Below are 17,370 nucleotides of genomic sequence, written 5' to 3'. Positions count from 1 at the left end.
GAACGGGACACGAGGTCCCAGGTGGGCGTGTCGCCCCGGCTGATCAGGCGGGCCATGATGGAGTTCGGCTGGCACCGCCCACCCGCGCCCACGATCACTGTGGTCAGCGATCGTGGCGTGGGCATGCGGCACCGGTCGACCCGGGCGACCTGCCAACGGTACGTGGTGCGCGAAGACAGGGTCAAACCCGCGACCGTACCGTCAGGCCAGATCTGAGAATGCCTGTGGATGACGGGTTGCTCCCATCCGCCGCCGGAGGTTAAGTTCGGTGGACACCGAGGTTCCCTGCACACCGCCAGGAGGCGTCGGCCGGACCGGGGAGACGGATCAGCCGAATCACCATGATTCGACCTCTGACCTGCCGAAATGGTCGCGATAGCCACTCCGGCCGCGTGTCTCGGGCGGCTCAGTCCACGCGTGGGCGAGTCGGGTTCACAGCTTGTGGAGAAAGTTGTGGACGAGCTTCACCCGCCAAACGCGACGACCAACGAGCCCCACAGGGAAGGCAGGCATTCGTGGACAAGCCCGGGAGCGCCTCGGACGCTGGCAGCCTCGACGACACGGCGGGTCAGCTCAGCCGCGCCTGGCAGGCCGTCGTCGAGGACCTTCCGCCCAACCAGCGTGCGTGGCTGCGCGCGAGCGAGCCGGTCACTCTCCACGGCAACACCGCGATCGTCGCGGTCCCCAACGACTTCACGCGCAACCAGCTCGAAGGGCGGCTCCGCCCCGGCCTCGAGGAGGCCCTGACCGAGCGCTTCGGACGGGACATCCGGATCGCGGTGACGGTCAACCCCGACCTCGACCTCGATCTGGCGGCCTCCGCCGGTTCCGCGACACCCGACACGCCGTCGTACGCGCCACAGGCCGAGGACGTGCCGCGCGGTGACGCTTTGTCGACAAAGCGCTATGTGTCCGAAGAGACGAGCGCGGACCCCGGCGGGTTCCTGCCGAGCGCCGGTCCCACCCGGATGGCCGAGCCGGCTCCCGCCACGCCGCCGACCCTCGAGACCCGGCTCAATCCGAAGTACACCTTCGAGACCTTCGTCATCGGATCCTCCAACCGCTTCCCGCATGCCGCCGCCGTCGCGGTGTCCGAGGCGCCCGGGAAGGCCTACAACCCCCTGCTCGTCTACGGCGAGTCGGGGCTCGGCAAGACCCATCTGCTCCACGCGATCGGTCACTACGTCCGCAGCCTCTACACCGGAGCGAAGGTCCGCTACGTCAGCTCCGAAGAGTTCACCAACGAGTTCATCAACGCGATCCGCGACGACCGGCAGGACCGGTTCAAGCGTCGATACCGCGATGTCGACGTCCTGCTGATCGACGACATCCAGTTCCTGGAGGGGAAGACCCAGACGCAGGAGGAGTTCTTCCACACCTTCAACACCCTCCACAACGCCAACAAGCAGATCGTGCTGACCTCCGATCGGGCGCCGAAACGGCTCGAGGCGCTCGAGGACCGGCTGCGCAACCGGTTCGAGTGGGGGCTCATCACCGACGTCCAGCCACCCGACGTCGAGACCCGCATCGCCATCCTGCGCAAGAAGGCCGCGATGGAGCGCCTGACGGCGCCGCCGGACGTGCTGGAGTTCATCGCGAGCAAGATCCAGACCAACATCCGCGAGCTCGAGGGTGCGCTGATCCGCGTGACGGCGTTCGCCAACCTCAACCGCCAGGAGGTCGACATGACCCTGGCCGAGATCGTGCTCAAGGACCTCATCCCCGAGGGCGGTGAGCCCGAGATCACCGCCGGCCTGATCATCGCCCAGACGGCGGCGTACTTCGGCCTCTCGATCGACGAGCTCACCGGACCCAGCCGGGGTCGCCACCTCGTGATGGCACGTCAGATCGCGATGTACCTCTGCCGCGAGCTCACCGAGCTGTCGCTGCCGAAGATCGGTGCTCAGTTCGGCAACCGCGACCACACCACCGTGATGTACGCCGAGCGGAAGATCAACCAGCTGCTCGCCGAGCGTCGCGCGGTCTTCAACCAGGTCAGTGAGCTGACCAACCGGGTGAAGATGCAGGCCCGTCAGGCCTGAGCCGCTTCTCCTCGCACTCCCCTGCCGCCCCGCGCGCGGTCGGATGAGCAGGCGAACGACAGATTCTTGTGGTTCGCCGCCTGTGGAGTCCGAGGGTCCGGAGGTACGAACTACACGGGGAGGATCTGTGGAACCCCCGCCGGACAAATCACACACAGCGGGCGGCGTACACACGGACGCCAACCCGTCCACCACGTGATCCACATCCGCTGTGCACAGCGATCTACCGCCGCGACCTGCGCAAACACGATCTATCCACAGTTTCCACCGACCCTCCTACGACGTCGGAACTCCATGCGTCCCGATCCCCTGTGTCAATCCACCCGACCCCTCGACCTGGGGATGAACGACGTCGTGACCACTCCTCGACGACCTCGGCGGACCCCGGGGCTGCCCGGGGCTGGACCGTCCGTGGCAGGATTCAGGTCTCAGACTTTTTGTCACCCGGTAGCGAAGGACAGGTCATCGTGAAGTTCCGCGTCGACCGCGACGTGTTCGCGGATGCTGTCGCCTGGGCTGCCCGCAGCCTCCCGGTCCGACCGAGCACGCCGGTGCTCTCGGGCCTGCTCATCGAAGCGAGCGACGCGGGCCTCGTGCTCTCGACGTTCGACTACGAGACCTCGGCGCGGGCCACGCTCTCGGCCGAGGTCGCCGACGAGGGCAAGGCCCTGGTCAGCGGCAAGCTCCTGGCCGACATCTGCCGGAGCCTGCCCGCCAAGCCGGTCGAGATGGTGATCGACGGCGCACGAGTCTCGCTCACCTGCGGTTCGGCGCGCTTCAGCCTCCAGACGATGCCGGTGGAGGACTACCCGACCCTGCCGGAGATGCCGACCGCTGCCGGCACCGTGAAGTCCGAGCTCTTCGCCCATGCCGTCGCCCAGGCCGTCACCGCGGCCGGGCGCGACGACATGCTCCCCGTGCTGACCGGCGTCCGGCTCGAGATCGAGGGCTCCACGATCTCGCTCCTCGCCACTGACCGCTTCCGTCTCTCCCACCGCGAGCTGGAGTGGGATCCGCGCACCCCCGACGAGACGCTCGCCGCGCTCGTGCCGGCGAAGGTCCTCGGTGACACCGCGAAGTCGCTGACCAGCGGCAGCGAGGTGACCATCGCGCTCTCCACCAGTGGCAGCGGGGAGGGCATCATCGGCTTCGAGGGCGCGGCCGCCGGCGGCGTACGACGCACCACGACCCGTCTCCTCGACGGCGAGTTCCCCAAGGTGCGCAGCCTGTTCCCGGCCGAGCACCTCACCACCGCCCTCGTCGACAAGGCGTCCCTCGTCGAGTCGGTCAAGCGCGTCGCGCTGGTCGCCGAGCGCAACACGGCCGTCCAGCTCGCCTTCAGCGACGGCGTCATCACGCTCGACGCCGGCTCGGGCGACGAGGCGCAGGCCTCGGAGTCGATCGAGGCCACGATCGAGGGCGACGACCTCACCACCGGTTTCAACCCGCAGTTCCTCCTCGACGGCCTCACCGCGATCGACGAGCCGGTCGTCGAGCTGGCCTTCACCCAGGCGTCCAAGCCGGTGGTGATCACCGGGAAGCCGTCGGACGAGGCGGAGGACCCGGGTTTCCGCTACTTGCTGATGCCTCGTCGTCTGCTTTCCTGACCACCCACCGCCACAGCACAGACTCCATCGCTCGAGAGGATCGCTCCATGGACATCGGACTCGTCGGACTCGGCAAGATGGGCGGCAACATGCGCACCCGCCTGCGCAACGCCGGTCACACCGTCGTCGGCTACGACCGCAACCAGGAGATCTCCGACGCGACCAGCCTCGCCGACATGGTCGAGAAGCTGCCCAGTCCGAAGGTCGTCTGGGTGATGGTGCCGGCCGGCGACCCGACCCGGTCCACGATCGCCGAGCTCAAGGAGCTGCTCGGCGAGGGCGACCTCGTTGTCGATGGCGGCAACTCGAAGTACACCGACGACGCCATCAACGCCGCCTCCCTGGCTGAGAAGGGGATCGGCTTCGTCGACTGCGGTGTCTCCGGTGGTGTCTGGGGCCTCCAGAACGGCTACGCGCTGATGTACGGCGGCAAGCCCGAGGACGCCGAGAAGGTCATGCCTGCCCTCGAGGCGCTCAAGCCCGAAGGCACGCCGGACGGTCTGGTGCACTGCGGCCCGACGCCGGGCGCCGGTCACTTCTCCAAGATGGTCCACAACGGCATCGAGTACGCCATGATGCAGGCGTACGCCGAGGGCTGGGAGCTCCTCGACAAGGTCGACATCGTCGAGAACGTCCCGGAGATCTTCGCGTCCTGGCGCACCGGCACCGTCGTCCGGTCCTGGCTGCTCGACCTGCTCGTCGACCAGCTCCGTGCCGACGAGCACCTCGACAAGATCAGGGGCTACGCCGACGACAGCGGCGAGGGCCGCTGGACCGTCGAGGCGGCGATCGAGAACGCCGTTCCCATGCCGGCCATCTCGGCCTCGCTCTTCGCGCGCTTCGTGTCGCGCCAGGAGGACGACGTCGCGATGAAGGCGATCGCGGCGATGCGCAACGGCTTCGGGGGCCACGCGGTCATCTCCGAGTCGGAGGCCTGACCGCCCTGGCGGCCGCGCACGTGGGCGGCCGCCAGGACTTCGGCCGACGCGGCGGCCCGGAGGCGCGCACGCCGCGCATTGGCGCGGGCGATCAGGCGAGCGGCCTTCCTTCGGCGTCGCGCAGGTTGCGCGTGCCGATGAGGATCGCGTCGACGATGTGCCAGATCCCGAGCCCACCGCAGGTCAGCAGCTTGAGGACGCCGAGGCCGATGTGGCCGAGGTAGAAGCGGTCGACGCCGAGCGACCCGAGGAAGATCGAGAGCAGCAGCGCGGTCAGCCAGTCCTTGTCGGAGAAGAGCCCGGGCAGCTGCTTGGCGGGGAACCACGCGCTCCCCTGGCCGGCGCTCAGCAGGGTGTCGCCCTTGAGCTGACCCGACATCGACATCTGCGCCAACTGCTCGTAGGGATAGGGGCCGTAGGTCTGCCCGGCCTGCGAGAGGTAGAACGGGCCGGTCGGCAGCTGCGCCTGGGTCGTCTGGCCGTAGCCCTGCTGCTGCCCGTATCCCGGCTGGCCATGCCCCGGCTGGCCGTAGGCCTGCTGCCCGGACGGGCTGCTCTTCTCGAGCGACGGCCCGCTCGGCTGCTGCTGGGACGGGTCCTGCCCTGGAGGCGGGCCGTAGGGGCTGGGAGAATCGGTCATGGGCGCAGCCTAGAGATGTGGCGCGCCGGATGAAGCGTTGCGGAGGGAGGACACATGCACGTGTCGCACCTGTCGCTGCACGACTTCCGGTCGTACGCCGCCGCGGAGGTGTCGTTGGACGCGGGTGTCACCGCGTTCGTGGGCCGGAACGGCCAGGGGAAGACCAACCTGGTCGAGGCGATCGACTATCTCTCCCGACTGCAGTCGCACCGGGTCGCCACGGACGCGCCGCTGGTGCGCGCCGGCGCCGACCAGGCCGTGGTGCGTGCCGCGGTGGTCCGCGACGGGCGGACCGCGGTCCTCGAGGTCGAGATCAACGCCGGGCGTGCCAACAAGGCGCGGGTGAACAAGAGCCCTCTCCCCCGCACCCGTGACCTGGTCGGCCTGGTGCGCACCGTCGTGTTCTCCCCGGAGGACCTCGCGCTGGTCAAGGGCGACCCGTCCGACCGGCGTCGGTTCCTCGACGACCTGCTCGTCCTGCGGGCACCGCGGCTTGCGGGCGTCCGGGCGGACTACGACCGGGTCCTCAAGCAGCGCAACTCGCTGCTCAAGACCGCGGGCGTCGCGCGCGGGAGCGCGCGCGAGGGTGCGCTGGCCACGCTGTCGGTGTGGGACGACCATCTCGCGCGGGTCGGCGCCGAGCTGCTCGCGGCTCGGCTCGCGCTCGTGGAGGCGCTGCGGCCCTACGTGGGGAAGGCCTACGAGACCGTGGCGCGCGGAGCGAGCCGCGACGACGCGGAGATCGACTACAAGCCCTCCTTCGACCTCGGCGACGCGACCGCTCCCGCGGAGCTCGCCGCGGCGATCCTCGCCGAGGTCGCCCGACGGCAGAAGGACGAGCTCGACCGCGGCGTCTCGCTCGTCGGCCCGCACCGCGACGATCTGCTGCTCTCGCTCGGCCACGGGCCGGACGACGCGCGCCTGCCGGTGAAGGGCTACGCCAGCCACGGCGAGTCGTGGTCGTTCGCGCTGGCGCTCCGGTTGGCGTCGTACGACCTGCTGCGGGCGGACGGCGACGATCCGATCCTGATCCTCGACGACGTGTTCGCCGAGCTCGACGCCGGTCGGCGTGAGCAGCTGGCCGAGCTGGTGTCCGGTGCCGAGCAGGTGCTCGTCACCGCCGCCGTACCCGAGGACGTGCCCGCCGCGCTCGCGGGGGCGCGCTACCGCGTCGCCGCCGGGGAGGTGACCCGTGACGAGTGACTCCCCCGACGAGCCGACGGCCGACGAGGTCGCGCCCGACGAGACACCCGACGAGACGAGTACGCCGCCGGCCGACGGCCTCGACCTGGCCCGGGCGTTGACGCGCGCGACCGCCAAGGCTCCGGCGCCGAAGGCGAGGCGCAAGCCCGGGCGCCGTGACGCGCCTCGCAAGGGACGGGTCTCGGGGGCGCGGCCCGACGACCGCGACCCGCAGACGCTGGAGACGACGCTCGGGCGTCTGGTCGACGACCACGGCTGGGACCTCTCCCTGCGCGTGCACGGAGTCTTCGGTCGCTGGGAGGAGCTGGTCGGCGCCGAGGTCGCCCAGCACTGCACCCCGGAGAGCTTCACCGACGGGCGCCTCGTGGTGCGCACCGACGCGACCGCGTGGGCGACGCAGCTCCGGCTCCTCGCCCCGACGCTCGTGCGCCGTCTCAACGAGGAGCTCGGCCATCAGACGGTGCTCCAGATCGACGTCCAGGGCCCGCACGGACCGAGCTGGAAGAAGGGCCCACGCTCGGTGCGCGGCGGCCGCGGTCCACGGGACACCTACGGCTGAGCCCGACGCTCCGGGTCGTCGTGACGCATGCCGGATCTGCGGTCTCAGCGGCTTCTCCGACGTACAGGGACCCAGCCGGACCCCTCCTCGTGCGTCTGAAACGGCCTGGAACGACGCTGACGCGACGATCTCATCCACAGATGCCCCCTCCCGAAGCGCTCATCCGTGGAATACGGCCCTCTGCGGGGTATCATAGAGACCGGGTCGGCCCACCATGCAGCGGTCGGCTCTCTTTTTGCGCGATGTCGCGTCGGCCCTCCGGGCCGGAGTGTGCCAGCGCACCAGATGACACCTGAGCCCTCAGAAGAGGTGGACCCGCCCGGTGAGCCCTGCCGACGAGACGAACCCGCAACCCGACCAGGACGACACGGAAGAGCAGACCGTCGCTCCCACTCCCCCCAACGGGGTCGAGTACGACGCCTCCGCCATCCAGGTCCTCGAAGGCCTCGAGGCGGTTCGCAAGCGACCCGGGATGTATATCGGCTCGACCGGTGTGCGTGGTCTCCACCACCTGATCTGGGAGATCGTCGACAACTCCGTCGACGAGGCGCTCGCCGGCTATTGCGACCGGATCGTCGTCACCCTCAAGGACGACGGCTCGGTCCGCGTGGTCGACAACGGTCGCGGCATCCCGACGGGCACGGCCCCCGGCCAGGAGCTGCCGGCGGCGACCCTCGCGCTGACCGTGCTCCACGCGGGCGGCAAGTTCGGCGGCGGGGGCTACAAGGTCTCCGGTGGTCTCCACGGCGTCGGCGTCTCGGTGGTCAACGCCCTGTCGAGCAAGCTCATCCTCGAGGTGAAGAACCGCGGCCACCTCTGGAAGCAGACCTTCTCCCTCGGCGTGCCGGACGGCCCGCTCGAGGCGGTCCGCGAGCTCGAGCCGGGCGAGCGCACCGGCACGGCGGTGACCTGGTTCGCCTCGCCCGACATCTTCGAGACGACCGACTACAACCTCGAGACGATCACGACCCGCTTCCGGGAGTACGCCTTCCTCAACAAGGGCCTCGAGATCGTCGTCCGCGACGAGCGCCCGAAGAGCGTCGAGGCCGCGGACGCGGTCGAGAGCGACCCGCTCGAGGGCGTCGACGGGGTCGACGGCGTCGGCGAGGCGGCCGAGGTCGCGGCCGGCGCGGCGCGGACCGAGGAGGAGTCCGCCGCCGACGAGGCGATGGGCACCGAGCGCGCGACCGAGGTCTTCGAGCAGATCTTCAAGTACGACCGCGGCCTGGTCGACTACGTCGAGTACCTCAACCGCAAGAAGCAGATCGCCAACCCGTCGGTCATCGCCTTCGAGGCGTCCACCGAGGACGACATCACGAACCCGATGAGCCTCGAGATCGCGATGCAGTGGAACACGTCGTACGCCGAGTCCGTGCACACCTTCGCCAACACGATCAACACCCCCGGCGGCGGCACGCACGAGGAGGGCTTCCGGGCGGCGCTGACCACGCTCGTCAACAAGTGGGGCTTCGAGTGGGGCCTGATGAAGAAGGCGGAGGACCGCCTGACCGGCGACGACATCCGCGAGGGCCTGACCGCGATCATCAGCATGAAGGTCGCCGAGCCGCAGTTCGAGGGTCAGACCAAGGACAAGCTCGGGAACACCGAGGTCAAGGGCTTCGTCCAGGGCGTCGTCAACGAGGAGCTCGGCGAATGGCTGGAGAAGAACCCGGCCGAGGGCAAGGACATCATCCGCAAGGCGCAGGCCGCGGCGACCGCGCGCATCGCGGCGCGCAAGGCCCGCGACCTGGCCCGCAACCGCAAGGGCCTGCTCGGTGGCGGCGGCCTCCCCGGCAAGCTGGCGGACTGCCAGTCCAACAACCCCGAGGAGTGCGAGGTCTTCATCGTCGAGGGTGACTCGGCGGGCGGCTCGGCGAAGTCCGGCCGCGACCCGCGCATCCAGGCGATCCTCCCGATCCGAGGCAAGATCCTCAACGTCGAGAAGGCTCGGCTCGACAAGGTGCTCGCCAACCAGGAGGTCCAGGCGATCATCTCGGCGCTCGGCACGGGCGTCCACGACGAGTTCGACATCGAGAAGCTGCGCTATCACAAGATCGTGCTGATGGCGGACGCCGACGTCGACGGCCACCACATCAACACGCTGCTGCTGACGCTGCTGTTCCGCTTCATGAAGCCGCTGATCGAGCAGGGCTACGTCTACCTCGCGCAGCCGCCGCTCTACCGCCTGCGGTGGAACAAGCCCCACGAGCACGAGTTCGTCTACTCCGACGCCGAGCGCGACGCGCTCATGGCCGACGGCATCTCCCAGGGCAAGAAGCTGCCCAAGGAGAACCCGGTCCAGCGCTACAAGGGCCTGGGCGAGATGAACGCCGACGAGCTGTGGGAGACCACGATGGACCCCGAGCAGCGGCTGATGCTGCAGGTGACGCTCGACGACGCGGCCCATGCCGACGAGATCTTCTCGATCCTGATGGGCGAGGACGTCGACCAGCGCCGCACGTTCATCCAGCGCAACGCCAAGGACGTCCGATTCCTCGATATCTGAGTCTCTAGCGAGATTCCTAGACATCGATAGACACACCCAGAGAGAGCAATCGTGACCGAGACTCCCACCACTCCCCCGCAGGGTCCGGGCGGCCGGATCGAGCCCGTCGAGCTGCAGACGTCGATGCAGCGCAGCTACATCGACTACGCCATGGCGGTCATCGTGGGCCGCGCGCTCCCCGACGTACGCGATGGTCTGAAGCCGGTCCACCGCCGCGTGCTCTACGCGATGTACGACGGCGGCTACCGCCCCGACCGCGGCTTCTCCAAGTGCAGCCGTGTCGTCGGTGACGTCATGGGTCAATATCACCCGCACGGCGACTCGGCGATCTATGACACCCTCGTGCGCCTCGCCCAGACGTGGGTCATGCGCAACCCGCTCATCCACGGCCAGGGCAACTTCGGCTCGCCGGGCAACGACCCCGCGGCGGCGATGCGATACACCGAGTGCCGGATGGCGCCGCTGGCCATGGAGATGGTCCGTGACATCGACGAGGACACCGTCGACTTCGTCCCCAACTACGACGGCCGCTCGCAGGAGCCGTCGATCCTGCCGTCGCGCTTCCCCAACCTGCTCGTCAACGGCAGCGCCGGCATCGCGGTCGGCATGGCGACCAACATCCCGCCCCACAACCTGCGTGAGGTCGCGGCCGGCGCCACCTGGGCGCTGGAGCACCCCGACGCCACCCGCGAGGAGCTGCAGGACGCGCTCATCGAGCGGGTCAAGGGCCCCGACTTCCCCAACGGCGCGCTCATCGTCGGCCGCAGCGGGATCGAGCAGGCCTACCGCACCGGCCGCGGCTCGATCACGCAGCGCGCGGTCATCGAGGTCGACGAGGACAACCGCGGCCGCACCTGCCTGGTCGTCACCGAGCTGCCCTACATGGTCAACCCGGACAACCTCGCGCTGAAGATCGCCGAGCTGGCCGACTCCGGCAAGGTCCAGGGCATCGCCGACGTCCGCGACGACACCAGCTCCCGCACGGGGCAGCGGCTCGTCGTCGTACTCAAGCGGGACGCGGTCGCGCGCGTCGTGCTCAACAACCTGCTCAAGCACACCGAGCTGCAGACCAACTTCTCCGCCAACATGCTGGCGCTGGTCGACGGCGTGCCGCGCACGCTGACCATCGACCAGTTCGTGAGCCACTGGGTGGAGCACCAGATCGACGTCATCCGGCGCCGGACGGAGTTCCGGCTCCGCAAGGCCGAGGCCGACGCCCACATCTGGCGCGGTCTGGTCAAGGCGCTCGACATGCTCGACGAGGTCATCGCGCTCATCCGCCGCTCCCCCGAGGTCGACGACGCCCGCCAGGGCCTCATCGCGCTGCTCGACATCGACGAGATCCAGGCCAACGCGATCCTCGACATGCAGCTGCGCCGCCTGGCGGCTCTCGAGCGGCAGAAGATCATCGACCGCCTCGCCGAACTCGAGCGGATCATCGCCGACCTGAAGGACATCCTCGCCAACGTCGCCCGGCAGCGGTCGATCGTGAAGGAGGAGCTCGAGGAGATCGTCGAGAAGTACGGCGACGACCGCCGCACGCAGATCATCGCCGCGGACGGGGACCTCTCCATGGAGGACCTCATCCCGGACGAGGACCTGGTCGTCTCCATCACCCGCGGTGGCTACGCCAAGCGGACGCTCGCCAGCCAGTACCGCACCCAGAAGCGCGGCGGGAAGGGCGTGCGTGGCGCGTCGCTCAAGGGCGACGACGTCGTCGAGCACTTCATCGCGACGACGAACCACCACTGGCTGCTGTTCTTCACCACCGCCGGCCGGGTCTACCGCACCAAGGCCTACAACCTGCCCGAGGCGTCGCGGGACGCGAAGGGCGGCCACGTCGCGGGCCTGCTCTCGTTCCAGCCCGACGAGCAGATCGCCCAGGTGCTGGCGATCCGTGACTACGAGCAGGCGCCGTACCTCGTGCTCGCCACCCGGGCCGGGCTGGTCAAGAAGACCCGGCTCGGTGACTACAACAGTCCGCGTCAGGCCGGCGTGATCGCGATCAACTTCCGCGAGGAGGACGACGAGCTGATCGGCGCCGAGCTGGTGAACGGCGAGGACGACATCCTGCTGGTCTCCCGCAAGGGCCAGGCGATCCGCTTCCGCGCCGACGACACCCAGCTGCGCCCGATGGGCCGCGCGACCTCGGGTGTCACGGGCATGAAGTTCCGCGACGGCGACTCGCTGCTCTCGATGTCGGTCATCCGCGCTGCCCAGGTCGCCGCGGAGGTGGCCGCCGGGATCAGCGAGGCGACTGAGGACACCGCCGACGTCGAGGTCTCCGCGGAGCAGGTCGACGAGGTCAAGCCGCAATATGTCTTCACCATCACCGACGGTGGCTATGCCAAGCGCACCGCCATCGGCGAATACCGCCTGCAGTCCCGCGGCGGGATCGGCATCAAGGCGATGTCGCTCTCCCACGAGGAGCGCGGCGGTCTCGTCGGTGCCTTCATCGTCGAGGACGGTGACGAGGTCCTCTCCATCACGGCGAGCGGCCAGGTCGTCCGCAGCCCCATCAACGAGGACTTCCGTCCGACCGGTCGGTCCACCATGGGCGTCAAGTTCGTGAGCCCCAAGAAGGGTGACTCGGTCGCGGTCGTCGCCCGCTCGGTCGAGGCCAAGGAGGACGAGGACGACGAGGCTGGTACGACGGCTGCTGACTCGTCCGCCGACGCGGCCGCCGAGTCCGCCGATGGGACTCCGCTGGGGTCGGATGCAACAATCGAGGGCGACGGTGTGTCCATCGAGAGTCCAGAGGACACGCCGAACGAGCCGACGAGCGATGGAGATGACGCCTGATGACGGATCGCCCTGCCGAGCGCACTGCGGCTCCGGTGGCGAGCCGGGGCCGCGAGGACACCGCTGTCCGCCCGGTGACCCAGCGGATCCAGGCCAAGCTGGCCGACGCCGCTGAGGCTGCCCGCCGCACCACCAAGTCGAGCACGACCCCGTCGCCGTCGGCGCGGTCCGGGAAGGGTCCACGCCGGGCCCGACTGCGGCTGAGCCGGATCGACCCGTGGTCGGTCATGAAGATGTCGTTCCTGCTCTCGGTCGCCATCGGCGTCGTCACCGTCGTCGCGGTGCTCGTCGTCTGGGCCGTGCTGAGCATGGCCGGCGTCTGGGACTCGATCAACACCTCCGTGCAGGACATCGTCGGTGACCAGGGCTCGACGTGGGACATCCACGACTACCTCGGCACCTCCCGGGTCCTCGGGTTCACGCTGGTGATCGCGGTCGTCGACGTCGTCCTCCTGACCGCTGTCGCGACCCTCGGCGCGTTCCTCTACAACATGGCCGCGAACCTCCTCGGTGGGGTCGAGGTCACGCTGACCGAAGAGGACTGAGCGTCGTTTTGGCGGGGCATCGACCGCTCCGGTAATGTTCCCCCTCGGTCGCTGCTGGAGGCTTCCACTTCTCAGCGACCACTCGGGCCTATAGCTCAGACGGTTAGAGCGCTTCCCTGATAAGGAAGAGGTCACAGGTTCAAGTCCTGTTAGGCCCACCCACCCACTCCCCACGAGTCAGCAGGAGTAGGCATGAAGAAGATCGTCCTGGTGCTGCTGGCCGCCGCCGGCGCCGTGGTCGCCAAGAAGAAGCTCGACCAGAGCAAGGCTGAGCAGGCCCTCTGGGCCGAGGCCACCGACCCGGTGAGCAAGTCCTGATCCTCACCCCTCGGGGCGTTGGCGCAATTGGTAGCGCATCTGCTTTGCAAGCAGAGGGTTAGGGGTTCGAGTCCCCTACGCTCCACCGTGTGAAACCCCAGGTCAGCCTGGGGTTTCTTCCATTTCGTCACCTTCCCCCCTCTACCTTTCTGATCGCTGTGGGGGACTGGCGGGGGAAATCCTGCCGGATCTCCGGCGAGTAAAGCCGAAACCGATGTAGAGGCGAACCGTCGGCGGTACGGTCCGGGGGTGGCTGGAGACTCCGCCGACGAGGTCGCACGCAGAGCGCGGGACAAGGCCGAACGGCTCCTACGTAACGCGGAGATGTGGGAGAAGGGCGCGGCCGGCGAGCGAGCCGTCCAGGAGGCTCTCGCTCAACTTCCGCCAGAGTGGACGGTCTTCCACGACCTGCATTGGCCGGGTCGTCAACGAGCGAACATCGACCATCTGGTGATCGGCCCGGGTGGCGTCTTCGTGATCGACGCCAAGAACTGGTCCGGCCAGCTTCAGGTGCGCGACGGGATCCTGCGGCAAAACGGCTATCGTCGCGACGCCGCTGTCGATTCCGCGAGAGCTGCGGCTCGGTCGATCGCAAGCCTCGCATCGTCGCTCCCGGCGGCAGCTGTGATCCCGGTACTCTGTTTCACCGGTGAGGCAGTGCCGCAACAGACGACGCTCGACGGCGTCTCTCTGTGCTCGGTATCAAACCTGGTGGCTCTCATCGTGGGTCGGCCCGCTGCAATCTCGCCAGACGGCTTGAGCTACCTCAGGTTCGAGCTCGACATGTCCACGCGCGCGGCGACCGGCCCAGCGGTCGATCTGCCTAGGTTGCCCCCGCCAGCTCCCGTGGGCCGCTCTCGCCCGAGTACGCGCTCAGTAAGAACAGTGAAGCGGCAGCGAACTCCCCGGAGCGTTCGCCGCACCGTGAAGCGATTCATCTTCGGTTTTGGCCTTTGGATCATCGCGACGCTGATCGCTAACGCGGCCCTCGGCTCAGCTCGGAACAACTCGAGTGTCGCCGGGCCGGTGTTGATCGGCTTGGGCGTGGCCGCGTTCATTGCCTCGCGCCGCGTCATTGACTAGCTCGCGACGACCTTGGCCGCCGTGAAGAAGTCGATGGACATGGGTGTCTCCAGCTTCCAGGTGATGGCGATCGGCCGCTCGCCCTCGTGCTTGACGTAGGTGGCCGGGCCGAGGAACAGGTAGGGCGCGCCGGTGCCGTACTCGTCGACGGAGGTCTCGCGCACGAAGAGCAGGATGTTGCTCGTGCCGTTGAGGTAACGCTGGCCGGTCGGTGAGGCGACGGTGGTGCGGCTCTGCGACTCCCAGTGGAACAGAGTCGGGCTGATCGGATAGTCCTGGTACATCGTGGTGGGGGAGAACGCTGCCTCGGACTTCTTCAGCTGGATGAAGAAGGCGTCCGTATTGATCTCGGGCACCCAGAGGACCCCTTCGCGGAAGTTGATCGGTGGCTTGGTGAGGCTTGCGTCGCCGAGGGCGGCGAGGACTTCTTCGCGCCGGTAGCGGCCATGTACCTGGAGTGGGACACCGGCAAGATCGCCGGCGAGCTCGAGCGTCGTACGCCGTGCGTTCTCGAACCCGAGATCCACGATGGCCGAGAGCTCATCGGTCGCGACCTCGTTGGAATGCAGCGAACGAATGCCTTCCTCGATGCTGGTGAACCCGCCGCCGTTGGGCCAGAGCGAGAAGAAGAGCATCTCGGCGAGGCGACGTTCAGCCGGTGTCCAGAGCGCCGGCTCGGCCGCCGAGCTGAGCACCGACTGGTAGACCGATGCCCGTGGACGGTCGTCGACGTGGATCAGCGAGCGACCGCGCCTCACGAGCTCGTCCTCACGCGGACCGACTGGCCGCGTCTCGAAGCCGGCCTCGCGGCGCAGCCGGGTCCAAGAACGTCCGGACTTCAACAGGTCAGGGAGCCCGGCGCCGGACTCGTCGAGGTACTCGCGCAGTTCGACGTTGCCGATGGAGCGCAATTCGGTGAGCAGGTCGCTCCACCGGCTTCCGATCTGCGTCTTGAGGTTGGCCAGGACCGCAGCCTGGGTCGCCTTGTCCATCACGATCTGGCAGCCGCTGGGCAGGAAGGGGAACTCCTGGTCGACCGCGGTGCCGAGTCGGCTGCGGGATAGGCCGGTGAGGGCGGTGAGCTTCAGGTCCCAGCGGAACCGCTTGTGCTGGTGTCCGACGAAGTCGAGCACGGTGAGAACGGCCTTCTCCGCCGTACGTCGAAGGCCGCGGCCGAGCTGTTGCAGGAAGACGGTGGCGCTCTCGGTCGGCCGGAGGAAGAGGATGGTGTCGACGCTGGGAATGTCGAGGCCTTCGTTGAACAGGTCGACCGTGAACAGGATGTTGACGGTGCCGTTCCGTAGTGCGACGAGGGCAGCGGCGCGTTCGTCGGCGCTGGAGTTGCCGGTGACGGCGCGAGCGGAGATTCCGGCCTCGTTGAAGGCGGCGGCCATGTATTTCGCGTGCTCGATCGTGACGCAGAAGCCCAGGGCCCGCATCGAACCCGTGTCGAGCACCTTCTCGTGCAGCTGCTTGAGGATGATCCGCGTGCGGGCGTCGTTGCCGGTGAAGAGGTTGAGAGCTCGGTGTCGTCGTACCTGCCCTGTTTCCAGCTGAGCCGGCTCAGGTCGGTGTTGTCCGCGACGCCGAAGTAGTGGAACGGACAGAGAAGCTCGGCCCCGAGTGCGTCCCACAGCCGGAGCTCGCTGGCGATCCGGCCGTCGAAAAAGGCGTCGCGGACGTTGATGCCGTCGGCACGCTCGGGCGTGGCGGTGAGACCGAGCAGTTCCTTGGGGGCCAGGTGGTCGAGCAGGGCGCGGTACGTCTTAGCGGCGGCGTGGTGGAACTCGTCGATGACGACGATGTCGAAGGCGTCGTTCGGTAGGTTCTCGACGCCGTAGGAGCTCAGCGACTGGACGCTGGCGAAGACATGCTTCCAGTCCTTCGGGAACGCGCCGTCGACGTAGAGCTCGCCGAAGTTCGCGTCGGCCAGCACCTCGCGATAGGTCCGCAGCGACTGGGTGAGGATCTCCTTGCGGTGCGCGACGAAGAGCAGCGAGGGCCGCCGCGACGGATCGGTCGCGAGGCGCCGGTAGTCGAGGCTCGCAACGACGGTCTTTCCGGTCCCGGTCGCGGCGACGACGAGATTGCGATGGCGGTCGTGGACGGCGCGCTCGGCGTCGATCTCGTCGAGCATCTCCTGCTGGTACGGGTACGGCGTGACCGCAAGCCCAGACAGCGAGAGGGTGACGCGGCCGCTGTTGGTGCGGCCGCCCGCTTCTGCCAGCGCCAGGTCGAGCCGGTCGGCGTCGCGGCCGGGCCGGTAGGTCTCGAAGGCGGCGTCGTTCCAGTAGGTGTCGAAGGTGGCGTTGAACTTCTCAAGCAACGCCGGCGTCGCGATCCGGGAGAGCCGAACATTCCACTCGACGCCTTCGAGCATGGCCGTGTGGGTGAGGTTCGAGGACCCGACGTAGGCGGTGTCGAAGCCGGTGTTGCGGTGGAACATCCAGGCCTTGGCATGCAGTCGCGTCCGCTGGGCGTCGTACTGCACGCGAATCTCAGCGTCGTACTCGCGCACGAGGTGGTCAAGGGCTCGGCGCTCGGTGGATCCGGTGTACGTCGTGGTGATGACCCGGAGCCGGCCGCCGCGCTCGCGTAGGCGTCGCAGCTCGGGATCTAGGAGACGCAATCCGGCCCAGCGGACGAATGCGCACAGCAGGTCGACATGGTCGGCGGTGTCGATCTCGGTACGCAGTTCCGGCCCGAGGCTCGGCTCGGACTTCGCGTTCGTCATCAGCGCCGACTCGGCCAGCGGCGTACGCGGGCGGACGTCCGGATAGGTGACGACTCCGGGACCGGGCGCCGGTGCGATCCTGAGCAGCTGGGTCGCCGGAGCGGGGACCTCGGTGCCGGCGTCTTGCAGTGCGTCGATCAGCTGGTTGGTGAGCGCTACCGCGTCCTCGGCGGAGCGTCCGCTGAATGCTCGGTGTGCAGAGGCGTAGACGTGCTGGGCGAGGACGTGAGGGAGATCGGCCGGGTCGATCTGCCCCGTCGCGACGTCCAGGCCGGCTACCAGCGCCAGCCGGTTCTGCAGATCGGTCGTCACCAGGGACTCGCGGAGGCCAGGCGCGATCGGCTCGAGCGTCATGGCGCCAGCTTTCCTTAACCTGCGCCACGGGATTGGTCG

12 protein-coding genes, 2 tRNA genes and 2 pseudogenes are annotated in these 17,370 nt (G+C 68.5%); 12 read left to right on the top strand and 4 right to left on the bottom strand.

The genetic code is table 11. From position 1 onward, the window contains the following. The first annotated feature begins 515 nt into the window (after positions 1-515). From dnaA to gnd, 3 genes are all read left to right on the top strand, one after another. Complete coding sequence (gene dnaA / locus AB3X52_RS16900) at positions 516-2,042, top strand: chromosomal replication initiator protein DnaA (protein WP_367995265.1); 1,527 nt, start codon at positions 516-518, stop codon at positions 2,040-2,042. A gap of 467 nt (positions 2,043-2,509) precedes the next feature. Continuing rightward, complete coding sequence (gene dnaN, locus AB3X52_RS16895; RefSeq protein ID WP_367995264.1) at positions 2,510-3,649, top strand: DNA polymerase III subunit beta; 1,140 nt, start codon at positions 2,510-2,512, stop codon at positions 3,647-3,649. Between the two features lie 26 nt (positions 3,650-3,675). Next, positions 3,676-4,587 (top strand): phosphogluconate dehydrogenase (NAD(+)-dependent, decarboxylating), encoded by a 912-nt coding sequence (gene gnd, locus AB3X52_RS16890; protein WP_437440574.1) that lies wholly within the window; start codon positions 3,676-3,678, stop codon positions 4,585-4,587. Between the two features lie 91 nt (positions 4,588-4,678). Here gnd and AB3X52_RS16885 read toward each other — a convergent pair whose 3' ends face one another. Then, the gene (locus tag AB3X52_RS16885; protein ID WP_367995262.1) at positions 4,679-5,227 is read right to left on the bottom strand and encodes an NINE protein; all 549 of its coding nucleotides are present in this window, start codon (positions 5,225-5,227) and stop codon (positions 4,679-4,681) included. A 54-nt stretch (positions 5,228-5,281) separates the two neighbouring features. On the opposite strand from AB3X52_RS16885, the gene recF reads away from it, so the two are divergent. The 9 genes from recF (at position 5,282) to AB3X52_RS16840 (ending at position 14,243) form a co-directional block, all read left to right on the top strand. After that, a complete protein-coding gene (gene recF, locus AB3X52_RS16880) occupies positions 5,282-6,430 on the top strand; it encodes a DNA replication/repair protein RecF (protein ID WP_367995261.1) in 1,149 nt (382 codons plus the stop codon). After that, positions 6,420-6,989, top strand: a complete 570-nt coding sequence (locus tag AB3X52_RS16875) for a DciA family protein (protein WP_367995260.1) — start codon at positions 6,420-6,422, stop codon at positions 6,987-6,989. Before recF ends, AB3X52_RS16875 begins: the two co-directional genes overlap by 11 nt. Before the next feature lie 322 nt (positions 6,990-7,311). Continuing rightward, the gene (gyrB, locus tag AB3X52_RS16870) at positions 7,312-9,495 is read left to right on the top strand and encodes a DNA topoisomerase (ATP-hydrolyzing) subunit B (RefSeq protein ID WP_367995259.1); all 2,184 of its coding nucleotides are present in this window, start codon (positions 7,312-7,314) and stop codon (positions 9,493-9,495) included. A gap of 51 nt (positions 9,496-9,546) precedes the next feature. After that, positions 9,547-12,297, top strand: a complete 2,751-nt coding sequence (gene gyrA / locus AB3X52_RS16865) for a DNA gyrase subunit A (protein WP_367995258.1) — start codon at positions 9,547-9,549, stop codon at positions 12,295-12,297. Further along, positions 12,297-12,842 (top strand): DUF3566 domain-containing protein, encoded by a 546-nt coding sequence (locus AB3X52_RS16860; RefSeq protein WP_367995257.1) that lies wholly within the window; start codon positions 12,297-12,299, stop codon positions 12,840-12,842. The genes gyrA and AB3X52_RS16860 overlap by 1 nt, the downstream gene beginning before the upstream one ends. 84 nt (positions 12,843-12,926) lie before the next feature. After that, positions 12,927-13,000: transfer RNA gene (locus AB3X52_RS16855), tRNA-Ile, on the top strand. A gap of 34 nt (positions 13,001-13,034) precedes the next feature. After that, the gene (locus AB3X52_RS16850; protein WP_367995256.1) at positions 13,035-13,160 is read left to right on the top strand and encodes a DLW-39 family protein; all 126 of its coding nucleotides are present in this window, start codon (positions 13,035-13,037) and stop codon (positions 13,158-13,160) included. A gap of 12 nt (positions 13,161-13,172) precedes the next feature. Continuing rightward, a tRNA-Ala gene (locus tag AB3X52_RS16845) sits at positions 13,173-13,245 on the top strand. Positions 13,246-13,409: 164 nt separating this feature from the next. Beyond that, positions 13,410-14,243, top strand: a complete 834-nt coding sequence (locus tag AB3X52_RS16840; protein WP_367995255.1) for a nuclease-related domain-containing protein — start codon at positions 13,410-13,412, stop codon at positions 14,241-14,243. Here the strand turns inward: AB3X52_RS16840 and AB3X52_RS16835 are convergent. From AB3X52_RS16835 to AB3X52_RS16825, 3 genes and pseudogenes are all read right to left on the bottom strand, one after another. Then, the gene (locus AB3X52_RS16835) at positions 14,240-15,376 is read right to left on the bottom strand and encodes a DUF3427 domain-containing protein (RefSeq protein WP_367995266.1); all 1,137 of its coding nucleotides are present in this window, start codon (positions 15,374-15,376) and stop codon (positions 14,240-14,242) included. The two genes, AB3X52_RS16840 and AB3X52_RS16835, sit on opposite strands and share 4 nt — an antisense overlap. A gap of 87 nt (positions 15,377-15,463) precedes the next feature. After that, a pseudogene (locus AB3X52_RS16830) lies at positions 15,464-15,637 on the bottom strand (helicase-related protein); the annotation flags it as partial. 362 nt (positions 15,638-15,999) lie between these two features. Further along, positions 16,000-16,977 (bottom strand): annotated as a pseudogene (locus tag AB3X52_RS16825) (DEAD/DEAH box helicase family protein); the annotation flags it as partial. Between the last annotated feature and the right edge of the window lie 393 nt (positions 16,978-17,370).

The organism is Nocardioides eburneus (assembly GCF_040838215.1).
Lineage (GTDB): Bacteria > Actinomycetota > Actinomycetes > Propionibacteriales > Nocardioidaceae > Nocardioides > Nocardioides eburneus.
The sequence above is the reverse complement of the archived record's forward strand: the minus strand, read 5'-3'. Positions and strand labels throughout refer to the sequence as shown.